This is a genomic window from Pseudoalteromonas sp. SR43-7 (assembly GCF_014163785.1).
GTDB classification, from domain to species: domain Bacteria; phylum Pseudomonadota; class Gammaproteobacteria; order Enterobacterales; family Alteromonadaceae; genus Pseudoalteromonas; species Pseudoalteromonas distincta.
This window is the reverse complement of record NZ_JACJDY010000003.1, coordinates 114,784-127,621: the sequence shown is the minus strand read 5'-3', so window position 1 is coordinate 127,621 and position 12,838 is coordinate 114,784. Positions and strand designations below refer to the sequence as shown.

The following is a 12,838-nucleotide window of genomic DNA, read 5'->3' as shown; positions in this document are numbered from 1 at the left end:
GCTGGATAAACCGATAAATCGCATCGATTTATCATTGAATTTTTAAACCTTAAATACATGCAAAAGGCGCGACAAGCTATTGCTCGCGCGCCTCAATTGTTCATCCTAACCTAAACACTCGATTGAGTTAAGTGTTTTTGGCTAGCGAGAAGCGTTAGCAACAATTACTTGTCGTCTTTCACTTCTTCGAACTCTGCATCAACAACGTCGTCGTCTTGCTTAGCTGATTGCTGTTGCTCGCCTGCATCTGCTGAACCTTGCTGTGCTTTCGCTTGTGCAATTTCCATTAGTTTTTGAGACTTTTCAGCAAGAGCTTGAGTTTTAGCTTCAATCTCTTCTTTGTTGTCGCTCTTAATAGCAGCTTCTAAATCTACAACAGCCGCTTCAATGGCTTCTTTGTCTTCGCTTGGTAATGCATCGCCAGCTTCTTCAATTTGCTTACGAGTACCGTGTACTAGAGCATCAGCTTGGTTACGAGCAGCTACAAGTTCTTCAAACTTTTTATCGTCTTCAGCATGTGCTTCTGCATCACGAACCATTTTTTCAACTTCTTCATCGCTTAAGCCTGAAGATGCTTGAATTGTGATTTTTTGCTCTTTACCTGTATCTTTATCTTTCGCAGATACATGTAAGATACCATCGGCATCAACATCGAATGTTACTTCGATTTGCGGTGTACCACGTTGTGCTGGGCGAATACCTTCTAGGTTAAATTGACCTAAAGATTTATTGTCGCTTGAACGTTTACGCTCACCTTGTAACACGTGAATTGTTACAGCAGATTGGTTATCTTCAGCTGTTGAGAATGTTTGCGATTTCTTAGTAGGAATCGTCGTGTTTTTCTCAATTAATGCAGTCATTACTGAGCCCATTGTCTCAATACCTAGAGATAATGGAGAAACGTCTAGTAATAGTACATCTTTAACGTCACCAGCAAGTACACCACCTTGAATCGCCGCGCCTACTGCAACTGCTTCATCAGGGTTTACGTCTTTACGTGGTTCTTTACCGAAGAAATCAGCAACTGTTTTTTGTACTAAAGGCATACGTGTTTGGCCACCAACAAGAATAATATCGTTGATGTCGCTTACTGATAAATCAGCATCAGCAAGTGCACGTTTAAGTGGCTCTAGAGATTTAGTTACTAAATCTTCAACTAGTGATTCAAGCTTAGCACGTGTTAATTTCACGTTCATGTGCTTAGGACCCGATGCATCAGCAGTCACATACGGAAGGTTTACTTCAGTAGATTGTGCAGATGACAGTTCAATTTTTGCTTTTTCAGCAGCTTCTTTAACACGTTGCATTGCAAGAGGATCTGTTTTTAAGTCTAAACCTTGATCTTTCTTGAATTCAGCTACTAGGTAGTTGATTACACGGTTATCGAAATCTTCACCACCTAAGTGAGTATCACCGTTTGTAGCAAGTACTTCAAAAGTGTGCTCGCCTTCAACTTCATCAATTTCAATGATTGATAAATCGAAAGTACCGCCACCTAAGTCATATACTGCAACGATGTTTTCGCCACGGTTTTTATCCATACCGTAAGCAAGTGCCGCAGCAGTTGGCTCATTGATAATACGCTTAACTTCAAGACCCGCAATACGGCCAGCATCTTTCGTTGCTTGACGTTGTGAATCGTTAAAGTATGCAGGTACTGTGATTACAGCTTCAGTTACTTCTTCACCTAAGAAGTCCTCTGCCGTTTTCTTCATTTTTTTCAGTACTTCAGCAGAAATTTGTGGTGCAGCACGTTTTTCGCCACCCGCTTCTACCCATGCATCGCCGTTATCAGCTTTGATGATTTTAAACGGCATAATGCCGATATCGCGTTGTACTTCTTCGTCTTCAAAACGACGACCAATTAAACGCTTAATTGCAAATAATGTGTTTGTCGGGTTAGTAACCGCTTGACGCTTAGCAGATTGACCTACTAATGTTTCGCCGTCTTGCGTGTAAGCAATAATAGACGGGGTTGTGCGATCGCCTTCCGCGTTTTCAATAACACGTGCTTTGCCACCATCAAGTACTGCAACACAAGAGTTTGTAGTACCTAAATCGATTCCAATAATTTTACCCATGAAACTTCTCCAACTTCAATATTCGTTAATACGTTCGATGACATAGTAAATAGGGATGCGCCAAACTTATTTCAACTGTAAAAATGAAAAAAAATTCATTTTTTGTGATTTATTTACAAAATAACCCTAATAATTGTAAGGAATGGTGATTTTTACACCGCCAGAGACGTTTTTAATTACTGGTCTGACTAGTTTGGTTGTGTTATAAATTTATTAAATCGCACTATAAAAGGATATCTTCATGCATTTTGACCAATTACTTCTCCAAGCTGCAAAAATTGGCAATTTAGACAATACCGAACAATTAGCTAGCACAATGCAATTTCCAGAAAACTGGTGCCAAGGCAGAACTGCTTTTGGTGGGCTCTCAGCCGCACTGTTGTACCAAGCAATCAGAGGAAAAGTATCCAATGATCGTCGCATACTCTCACTCAGTACAAATTTTGTAGGACCATTACTAGCTGATACTCCTTTTTCGTTATCGGTAGAAATATTACGACAAGGTAAAAGCAGTACACAAGTACTCGCCAAAGCCATTCAAAATGAACAAGTGTGCGTTATCGTACAAGCATGTTTTGCTAAAAGTAGAGAGTCGGGTGTAAATGTGCCTGTTTCAAAATCTTTAGGGTTAAAACCGGTAGACGAGCGCCGTACATTACCCTTTATTAAAGGTCAGATGCCTGAATTTTTTCAACATGTTGATTTATGCCCTCAACAAGGTGCCATGCCATTTAGCAGCGCAGAAACTTCTCACTTAGGTGGCTGGATGCGCTTTAAGCACACCCCAGAGCAAATAACAGAAGCGCACATAATTGCATTAACAGATGCATGGCCACCTACGTTATTACAAATGTTTAAACAACCCGCTCCAGCTAGTAGCATGTCGTGGTATTTAGAGTTTGTACAAGAGCCAAACTTATCACCTGGCGAATGGCTTGGCTTTGAAGCAATCACTCATCATTCAAAAGATGGCTATGGTTTAGAAGATGGCTGTATATGGTCACAATCCGGTGAGCTAATAGCGCTTACACGCCAAACAGTGGCGTTATTTGATTGATGAATTAGTTTGGCCTTTATCAACAATTCTTTTATAAGTACCGTTTTGCTTGATGAGCGCCAAACCAATATCAAACTCAGTAGCTAAAGAGAGGTTATTAAAATAAGCAGGTCGCTTTGCTTTAGGAAATAAAGTGTAAATTTGCACAGCTTCGGGGGATTTATATTGATTGTAGTAATAGTAAAGAATACGCTTGTCTAACACAATTACATCCACCCAACCTTTTAACAGCTTATCTATTTGTGCTTTTTGATTAATAACCTCTTGATATGAGCTAAAGTGTTTAACATTACTTTTAAATATAGAAGGCAGATATGCAGTTGCATTTTGAAAAGCAAGAACGTTTTTATTAAACATGCCTTCTATTTCATCAATATTATATTTATTTCGCTTGAGTGTTATGGCTACATTTTCATAACTAAGTACCGGTTTACTTGGGTAAATACCAGGACTACTTCCTCCAGCATAATTTAAAAGTATATCCACTCCTTTATTATGCAATTGATGCTCAGCGCGTTTATTCGACACATATTGCACATTAATATTGGCAAATCCATTAGTCTTTAATGCGGCTTTAATTAAATCTAGGTGTATACCCGAGTCTGTTTTTGCAAAAACGTAGGGTGGAATTGATGCGCTCGCGGCGATAATTACTTCTCGCTCTTTATTAATAGCCACAGCATTTTGCGAGCAAATAAAGAGCCACATTAATATGCAGTAAAAATAATATTTCACACGCTTCCTTTATATAACGAGCAGCTTGATGGCAGAACGCGTTGTATTAATGTATTAAATATAGCAAAATTGGAGAAATATTCTTCTTGCTTGGTATTAAATTGCAAACTGTCTGCCCCTGTTGTGATCTGATCATAGATATACCTCGCATAATCGCAAAACAAATGGCGATATGCCCACATTGTCACCATAAACTTTGCGAAGCCGATGTTAATCACGACAGTCGCATAGTTGCACTAAGCTTTAGCGCACTGTTAATGCTGCTCAGCAGTATGTTTTACCCTTTTATCTCATTTAGTAGTAGCGGTATAACTCAAACTATTACACTGCCCGACGCGGCTCGAATTTTATTTAATTATGATAGTGAGCTACTTGGCTTATTTATTGATTTGAGCATTATTGCCCTGCCCATGGGTTTGCTTCTTATTTTAATTCCTTTACATCTTGGCCTTTTAAAAACATTACCAGAGGGGATTGCAAGGCGCCTACTGAAGTTCACTTTGGCGTTAGAGCCTTGGATTATGTCGGAAATATTTTTAATTGGCGTACTTGTTAGTATGGTTAAAATCATGTCGCTGGCTGATATTAGCTTCGGTACAAGTTTTTGGGCTTATGTGGGGTTTGTTATTTTATATATAGCTGCGCTTGTTCACTTAAATCGCCCGCGCTTATGGGCTCAAATAAAGCCTGTAAAAGTACTTGAAGGCGCAGAGCATGCTAAACGTGCAATAGATGAAAATATTAAAGCCTGCCATGTGTGCCATCAACTATGTACCGGTAATATTTGTCAGCGTTGCCATACAAAAACACACGTCAGAAACCCTTACAGCGTACAAAAAGCGGCAGCTTGGCTAATTACCTCTGTTGTTTGTTATATTCCAGCTAATGTGTTGCCTATTATGCACACCACTAGCCTTGGGGATGAGTCCCCTTCAACTTTAATTGGTGGTGTTATTACTCTTTGGAACAGTGGCTCCTACCCTATTGCCGCTATAATATTTTTAGCCAGTGTGGTTGTACCGCTTGCTAAGGCATTTGTATTGAGCTTTTTATGCTTTATGGTCACAAGGCCTGCCAATAAACATACAAAAAGTTACACCCGAATTTATCAACTGACTGAGTTTATTGGAAAATGGTCGATGATAGATGTATTTGTGGTTGCTATTTTAGTGGCCTTAGTTCAATTGGGTAATTTAATGTCAGTAACGCCAGGATTAGGCATTGTATTTTTTACAGTTATGGTAATATGCCAAATGATGGCTGCCCATGCCTTTGACCCACGCTTATTGTGGGATTCCCCTAAAAACAAAAAATCAGAGAACAAAGCATGACCGAAACCGCCGAAATAACAAAAGAACCGAAAATTTCCGCTATCTGGATCATTCCGGCAATTGCGCTGTTGGTAGGCATGTGGATGTTATACCAATACCAAGCTAATAAAGGCCCTACAATTTTTATCGAAATGCCACAAGCAGAGGGCATTATTGCAGGTAAAACTGAAATAAAAGTGCGCAGTGTAAAAATAGGTCAAATTGATCATGTTCGGCTATCCGACACGCAAGACAGCGTAATTGCTCGCGCGCAAATAGATAAAAATTACAACGAGCTACTGACTGACGATGCCAAAATTTGGGTCGTAAAACCACGCATTGATGAAACAGGTATTAGCGGGATGAGTACGTTATTGTCTGGTGTTTATTTAGAGTTTTCACCAGGTGAAAGTAAAGAGCTAAAAGAGCGTTTTAAGTTACAAGATGAACCCGCCCTCATTGGTAAAGATGTGAAAGGTGGTCGTTTTAAATTAATGAGTTACAACGCTGAAGTACTTGATGTAAGCACCGGTATATTCTTCAAAAATTATAAAATAGGGCAAATAGAAACCGCCACTTTTGATTGGGAAAACCAAGCAATGAAGTATGGCGTATTTATTAAAGCCCCTTATCAAAATCTGATCACCATGAACTCAATATTTTGGGTGAACGCAGGAATTGAAATTGACCTATCTGCCGATGGTATCAATATTAATACGGGCTCTTTGAGTAAACTATTAAAAGGCGGTATTTCGGTTGGTTTACCTGAACAACAGGCCCCGGGTGAAATAGCACAAGATGGGCACAGCTTTTCATTAAGCCAAAGCTATAAAGAGGCGTTAGAAGAGCGCTTTTATGATTTTGATTACTACTTAATTGAATTTGAACAATCTGTTCGAGGACTACGCACAGGTGCACCTGTCGAATACAGAGGTATGCGTGTAGGTACTGTTGTTGAAACCCCTGCCAATGTAATTATTGACGGTAAACCTGCCCACTTTAGAAATCATAATACGGCGGTTCCAGTACTTATAAAAGTAGAATACGGACGCTTGTATCATGACAGTGCTTCAGCAAAAGAGTATTGGCAAGGCAGTTTAAAGGGCTGGATTGAAAGTGGTATGCGCGCCTCGTTAAAGCCTGGTAATTTATTAACGGGTGCTGTGTATGTAGATTTTGATATATACCCCGACGCGCCAGAAGCGCACCTAGGTAAACTTGTGCAGTATGATGTTTTTCCGAGTATTTCTAGCGGTATAACTGTATTAGCAGATCAAGTTTCTGACGTACTTAATAAGGTAAATAACTTAAAAGTTGAAGATAGCTTGGCACAAATGCAAGCTACATTTACCGATTACCGAGCGCTTGCTAATGAAATGCGAGAGCTGCTAAGCCAAAAAGATACACAAAACTTACCTGGCGACTTTAACCGTAATTTCGAAAAGATGACAAAAAGCATGGAGCAGTTTGAAGTCACTATGCGCCAATTTGATAAAACCATGGCCAGTTACCAAGCCGGTTCTGAACTTCATCATCAAATACAGCAAACATTAAAAGAGTTTAAACGTTTAAGTGAGGGCCTACAGCCTCTAACTCGCGGATTAAACGAACAACCTAATATGCTAATTTTTGATAAATCATTACCAGCAGATCCAAAACCAAGGAAGCAATAATGAAATCGTTATTTTTAACTGCAAGTTTATTATTACTATTGGCAGGTTGTAGTTCGTCAATACAAACTGCGACACAGTATTACCAGTTTGAGCAGCCTATAGGTGCATCGTCTCGAAACGTTGCAGATACAGATGCGCAACTAAGAATACAAACTGTTGTACTTAGAGGCGCTTTAAATAATTTGGGCATTGCGATGAAAATAGATAGCAACCAAATTCATGCTGCAAATTACAACCTGTGGGGCGAATCGCCGGATGTAATGCTTACTGCAACAGCCCAGCAAACACTTTTTAATGCTATGCCCAACTGGATGGTAATAAAAGGCTTACCGGTCATTACTGAACTCGATCAACAAACATTTTATGAGCTTGAATACGAAATTCACCACTTTAATGGCGATATGCAAGGTAACGCTGATATTTCTGGGCTTTGGCGTTTATATTACACACACCCTGAAACAGGCCGACGTCTTATAAGTATTCATAATTTTTCAAACCTAGTGCCTATTGATGATGATGGCTATGACGGCCTGGTTTCGACACTTGAAGCAACATGGCTAAATATAAACCTAAATGTTGCAAAACAAATAGAACAAGCAAGACTTTAATCGTTAAGTGACAATATAATCACGGCGGTTTTGTCATCATTGATAACCGCCTTGCCCTCTATTTTAAAACCCAATTTTAACAACACATTCTGCGATGCCCTATTATCTGGTGATGTTATTGCACACAGTTTTGTAATTCCAAATTCATGCTTATGTTGCAAAAGTGCGCTGGCCGCTTCAAAAACATAACCCTTTTTTTCAAAACCGCTTACAAGTGCAAAACCTAAATCAGGTTGCAGTAACGCGGCGCGTTTATAAAACCCAACAACGCCAACCACTACAGCATTATGCAAAGTAATAATGTAAGGCCCAAAGCCTTGGCGTACATGAGAAGCAATAAATGACTGATTGATGTACGACTTGGCATCATCAAGGGTATAAATTGCTTTATCACCAATATGCTCTATGAAGCTCGCTTGATTAACTAGCTTAAGTAAAATAGCTGCATCAAGCTCATTTGCATGGCGCAACAACAATCGATTTGTTTTAAATACAGCGTTCAATATAAGCTCCTCTAAAAAACTTTGTTTTGCATGTAACTTTTTGTTGACTGAAATTAAAAAGCAGATTATTTTTGCGCCGATGTTTTTACAGGCACAACAATAGCGGTTTGCACTCCTTGCACCGTCTGGCGCCAAAGCCAACGCGTTTCACTTAAGCCGCTATTTAACATAACTGTTTATGTGTCCCTCCCTCGCGTACAAAAGCAGTGACTTGGAAGATGATTTTACAACAAACTTATCATCTTCTTTGTTTTGTATAAGCAGTTTAAAAATTAATACTATTTTAATTTTTATACATGCTTTTAATTTTGTGAATACTTAAATGCTTGAACCTTCTGCGTTAAGTTTACTACCACCGTTGGTGGTAGTTGTATTGGCTGTTGTATTACGCCGCCCTATTTTATCTTTACTTATTGGTGCTTTAGTTGGTTTAGTTATCGCCGATCCTGCACAAGTACTTACTAACTTTGCGAGTACATCGCTAAAAGTGATGACAGACGAAACCATCGGCTGGCTAATACTTGTATGTGGTGGCTTTGGTGCTTTAATCGCGCTATTAGTGCGCACAGGTGGCGCATCGGCTTTTGGCAAGTTAGCCCTTAAATACACTAAAGGTAAACGCTCATCTTTGTTTATGACCTTTTGTTTGGGTGTAGTTATTTTTATTGATGACTACTTAAATGCGCTTACCGTGGGTGAAACCATGAAACGCATTACCGATAAATTTAAAGTGAGCCGTGAAATGCTTGCCTATGTTGTAGACTCTACTGCTGCACCAATTTGTGTACTTGTCCCTTTATCTACCTGGGCGGTTTTTTTTGGTGGCTTACTTGTAGATAACGGTATTGCTGAAGAAGGCAAAGGGATTGCAGTTTATATCCAAGCCATACCGTATATGTTTTATGCGTGGTTTGCAGTGCTTGTTGTTTTACTTGTTGTGCTGGGTATTATTCCTGCGATTGGTCCAATGAAAAAAGCAGAGCAAATGGCACAAATTGAGCAAGCTCAAGTCGACCCTGCTCAATACAATGACGTTCAAACAGCGGATGAATATGCGGTAAAAGCCGTAGAAGAGAACTTTGAAGATGCTGATCCTAAAGGTAAATTACGTAACTTTTTGGTGCCGATTATTTTACTGGTTGCATTTACTGTTTACTTTGAAATAGACGTATACAAAGGCTTATTAGCAACAATGGCGGTCACTCTCCCCTTTTATGCTCTACAAAAATTAATGAGTGTAAGTGAAATGATTGAGCGCATGCTTGATGGCTTTAAAAGTATGATCCCCGCGATTGGTACTGTTATAGCTGCGTTTATATTTAAAGATGTATGCGACTTAATTGGTTTGCCTCAGTTTGTTATTGGCAGCTTAAGCCCTTATATGACCGCTGCATACTTACCAGCCGTGGTATTTATTTCAATGGCTATTTTAGCGTTTGCAACGGGGTCTAGCTGGGGTATTTTTGCTGTATCAATTCCCATTGTTATGCCACTGGCTAATGCGGTTGATGCAAACATACCACTGGTCATTGGGGCGCTATTATCGGCTTCCTCTTTTGGTAGCCAAGCGTGTTTTTACTCAGATTCAACCGTACTCGCAGCGCAAGGTTCTGGCTGTAATTTAATGAGCCATGCCGTTACACAATTGCCTTACACGCTAATTGCTGCGGCATTAGCTGTTATAGGCTTTTTAATAATGGCTTAAATTAGCTGAATAAATAAAAACCCCAATGTAGTAATACATTGGGGTTTATTTTTAGCTGTATAAATAAAGCTTATTTTTGTAGTTTAATACCATTGTAATAGGCATCAAGCGTTGTGATTTTAGTTTGATTTGGTAAATCGGCAAAGTCACTTTCTATAAACTTAGTCCCGCGTAATTGCACATTTAAACGTGCAGCATTAGGGTTAAGCATTGTTTGCTTATAGTAGTCTTTTATATCTGCAAGCGTTACTTTTTCAACTTCATCAATCAGCTTTTGCTTAGAATTAAAGGTAAAGTTTTCACGGTACCAATCGTTTATAAGTGGGCTCATTTCGTCACTTAAGTTTTTAGGCTGCTCTTTAAGTGATACAAGGGTAGAGTTTTTCAGCTGCTCAAAAGTCTCTTCGCTCATGTTATCAAGTTCAACTGCGTACTCTTTTTTAAATTTATCAAAACGAGCTTGTATTTCTTTTGGTCCTTTAACCGGTGTTTGAATATACAAACCAATTGCTGAGTAATCTTCAATTGGGCGAGCTAACGCACCTACTGCGTATGCAAGTTGCTCCTCAGTACGCATTTTATCAAACGCAACTGTTCTAAAGTGGCTTTGTAATACAGCTGCTTCTGCTTTTTGTTTGTAACCCGCAACAGGGTGAACGGTCATATCGACCACCGCTACATCGGCTACATCGATATCTTTTTGTAATACCAGCGTTTCGCCCGGTTGTGGCAACCACGCTTTGCTTCGTGCAAATTCACTGCGCTTATGATTACTTGGTAATGTTGCACTTAATTCGTCTGCAATCGCGTCTATATCTTGCTGATCGTAGTTACCGTAACTAAATACACGTAAATCGTTTTGTGCAAACGTAGCTGATTTTAATTGTGCTAAGTCGGCAACACTCAGTGAGTCAGCGGCTTTAATAAGCGCATCTGTATCAAAGCCACCTGTACGCGTTAGTTTTGAATACTCGCCAAATGCTTGTGCATACGGAAACTGCTTTTGCTGGTTTAGTAAATTACGCTTAAAGCGATCTACCGCTTGGCTAAATGCTTGTGCTGTTTCATCGGCTTTTAATCCGGTTAAAGCTTGTTTAAGCAATACATCTTGCTTATCGGTAAAACCACTCATAGATAAAACAAGACCATTACTCGGTGCTAAACTTACGCTCATACCGGCGATTGCTGCTTCGGTACTTAACTGACTTTGTTGAATATTATATAAATCAGCCCAAACAGAATAAAGGACTTCTGCTTTGATATCGTTCAAACCTGGTTGAGTATTTATATAAACTTCAACAAGCCCTTTTGGCTGCTCTGCAAATTTTTGACTTGCTTGGCGCCATACTTTTACACCATTTTTATCGTAAGCAAGTTCTGGGTGTTTTTGCTCTTTAAATGCTTGCGTTTTTATTGCAAAATTTTCAGGCAATAAATTGTTTACTGTTGGTAGTGCTAACTTAAATTCGCTTGGTTTTTTCCAGCTGGCAATTTCATCATCGCTAATGTCACTGATGCGGTATTTACCGTCGTAAAAGTGTAGTTGTGAGTCTGTCTCTTCTTGCTGCGATACATACCAAATACGAAGGGTGTCGGCATTTAACTGCTCAAGTACATTGTTTACAGCGTCAGCGTCAAACTTTGCATAATAATAAGGTGCATTAATAGCGTGATTTAACGGATAGTCTTGCATGCTTTGCGTAAGCGAGCTTACATAATTAAACTCATCACCTTTTTCTAAAAACTTAAACTGGTTATTAAGGGAAGTACGAATTTCGTTGAAGTACTTGCTATCAACGCCTTCTTTTTTAATTAAATCGATGTACTGCATAATAGTCGCAACTATTTCGTCACGATTTTTCATGCCTTCATCTGTAAGCTCTACATTTACATTTAACGAACCATAGTTGCCATATTGATTTGGTGCAGCTGAAGCTGAAAGCTGAGACACCCATCCTTTATCACGAAGAAGTTGCGCTGGGCTGCCCTGCATTTCATTACTTAGTAAATACGCTACAAATCGGTTTGGTTTAAGTGCAAATTCGCTATTATTATTAGCAATGGTGAAATCAAGTTGCAGCTGTTTTACATCTTCATTTGGTGCATAAAACACGCGTTTTCCGCCAGCGTTATCAAAATCAAGTTTTGCAGTCACTGTTGGTTTTTCGATATTTTTATTTTTTATGTCAGCAAAGTATTTTTGCGCTTTTTGCTCCATTTCAGCAATAGGTAAATTAGAAATAAGCGCAACTTTCATAATATTTGAAGAGTAGTATTTATTATAAAAATCAACCGTTTCTTTATGAAGTGAACTGTTTTCTTTATCACCAAGGGTTTCTAGGTTACCAATTAAAAAGCGATTAGCTGGGTGATCGCCCATCATTTTACGCGCGAGTTTAAATTGTCCAAAAAAGTCCATTTCGCGGCGCATTGACCACTCTGCGTTTACTGCATTTTTTTCTTTGTCTGTGTATTCTGGGTATAACTTAGGCGCTTTGAAAAAGTCAGCAAAACGGTCTAGCCCTTCATCAAACGCGTCGTTATTAATTTTAAACATGTAATTAGTAATATCGAGCCACGTGTAAGCATTGTGCGCGCCACCATTTTTGGTCATAAAATCAGAATACCCTTTTGTGTCTGGGTAGCGATCTGTGCCTAAAAACAGCATGTGCTCTAAATAATGCGCCATACCTTGTTGCGACATTGGATCGTGCAGTAAACCAACACCAACGCTGAGCGCCGCTGCTGATTTTTCAGCACCTGGATCTGACACTAAAATAACTTCAATGTCGTTTGCCAGCTTAAGTGTTTTATATTCACGGTTATCGTTAGGACTAACGACTAACGTATCTGATAGTAAAGAGGCCTGAGGCGCCACTGAAACCGAAGCCGTATTTGAACAACCACTTAAAACTGCAAGTGCGATAGCACTAAAACCAATAATCTTTTTCATTTTTGTTTTCCATTAAAAAGTATTGCGCAAAATAGCGTGCGCCAATTCAAAGCAATATAGTTAAGCTAAACTAACATTTTCAATTAATAACTTTCTACAAAATAACGCTATTTTGTGTAACACATTGTGAAAAATGTCTTCATAATCGGATATTAGTTGGGAGTCTGCCAACCTTGCGAGATTAAAAATCTTTCAATATCAAAAAATACGCAA

9 protein-coding genes are annotated in these 12,838 nt (G+C 39.1%); 5 read left to right on the top strand and 4 right to left on the bottom strand.

Annotation, left to right across the window (positions count from 1 at the left end; all coding sequences use genetic code 11):
- Nucleotides 1–164: 164 nt before the first annotated feature.
- The gene (gene dnaK, locus H5087_RS03195; protein WP_002959064.1) at nt 165–2,081 is read right to left on the bottom strand and encodes a molecular chaperone DnaK; all 1,917 of its coding nucleotides are present in this window, start codon (nt 2,079–2,081) and stop codon (nt 165–167) included.
- A 241-nt stretch (nt 2,082–2,322) separates the two neighbouring features.
- Between dnaK and H5087_RS03190 the strand changes: the two genes are divergently transcribed.
- Nucleotides 2,323–3,138 carry a thioesterase family protein gene (locus tag H5087_RS03190; RefSeq protein ID WP_182671142.1) on the top strand — a complete coding sequence of 272 codons (816 nt, stop codon included), beginning with the start codon at nt 2,323–2,325 and terminating at the stop codon, nt 3,136–3,138.
- Here H5087_RS03190 and H5087_RS03185 read toward each other — a convergent pair.
- Nucleotides 3,127–3,873: an ABC transporter substrate-binding protein gene (locus tag H5087_RS03185; protein WP_182671141.1), complete on the bottom strand. Its 747-nt coding sequence runs from the start codon at nt 3,871–3,873 to the stop codon at nt 3,127–3,129. The two genes, H5087_RS03190 and H5087_RS03185, sit on opposite strands and share 12 nt — an antisense overlap.
- 164 nt (nt 3,874–4,037) lie before the next feature.
- On the opposite strand from H5087_RS03185, the gene H5087_RS03180 reads away from it, so the two are divergent.
- Genes H5087_RS03180 through H5087_RS03170 form a run of 3 tightly spaced genes read left to right on the top strand, consistent with a single transcriptional unit; the run spans nt 4,038 to nt 7,464 of the window.
- Nucleotides 4,038–5,204 carry a paraquat-inducible protein A gene (locus H5087_RS03180; protein WP_259397723.1) on the top strand — a complete coding sequence of 389 codons (1,167 nt, stop codon included), beginning with the start codon at nt 4,038–4,040 and terminating at the stop codon, nt 5,202–5,204.
- Complete coding sequence (gene pqiB, locus H5087_RS03175) at nt 5,201–6,856, top strand: intermembrane transport protein PqiB (protein WP_002959056.1); 1,656 nt, start codon at nt 5,201–5,203, stop codon at nt 6,854–6,856. Before H5087_RS03180 ends, pqiB begins: the two co-directional genes overlap by 4 nt.
- The gene (locus H5087_RS03170) at nt 6,856–7,464 is read left to right on the top strand and encodes a PqiC family protein (protein ID WP_039488488.1); all 609 of its coding nucleotides are present in this window, start codon (nt 6,856–6,858) and stop codon (nt 7,462–7,464) included. The genes pqiB and H5087_RS03170 overlap by 1 nt, the downstream gene beginning before the upstream one ends.
- Here the strand turns inward: H5087_RS03170 and H5087_RS03165 are convergent.
- A complete protein-coding gene (locus tag H5087_RS03165; protein ID WP_138490392.1) occupies nt 7,461–7,967 on the bottom strand; it encodes a GNAT family N-acetyltransferase in 507 nt (168 codons plus the stop codon). The two genes, H5087_RS03170 and H5087_RS03165, sit on opposite strands and share 4 nt — an antisense overlap.
- Before the next feature lie 322 nt (nt 7,968–8,289).
- On the opposite strand from H5087_RS03165, the gene H5087_RS03160 reads away from it, so the two are divergent.
- Nucleotides 8,290–9,672, top strand: coding sequence for a Na+/H+ antiporter NhaC family protein (locus tag H5087_RS03160; protein WP_024604188.1), 1,383 nt, complete (start codon nt 8,290–8,292; stop codon nt 9,670–9,672).
- A 70-nt stretch (nt 9,673–9,742) separates the two neighbouring features.
- Here H5087_RS03160 and H5087_RS03155 read toward each other — a convergent pair whose 3' ends face one another.
- Nucleotides 9,743–12,625 (bottom strand): insulinase family protein, encoded by a 2,883-nt coding sequence (locus H5087_RS03155; protein ID WP_182671139.1) that lies wholly within the window; start codon nt 12,623–12,625, stop codon nt 9,743–9,745.
- Between the last annotated feature and the right edge of the window lie 213 nt (nt 12,626–12,838).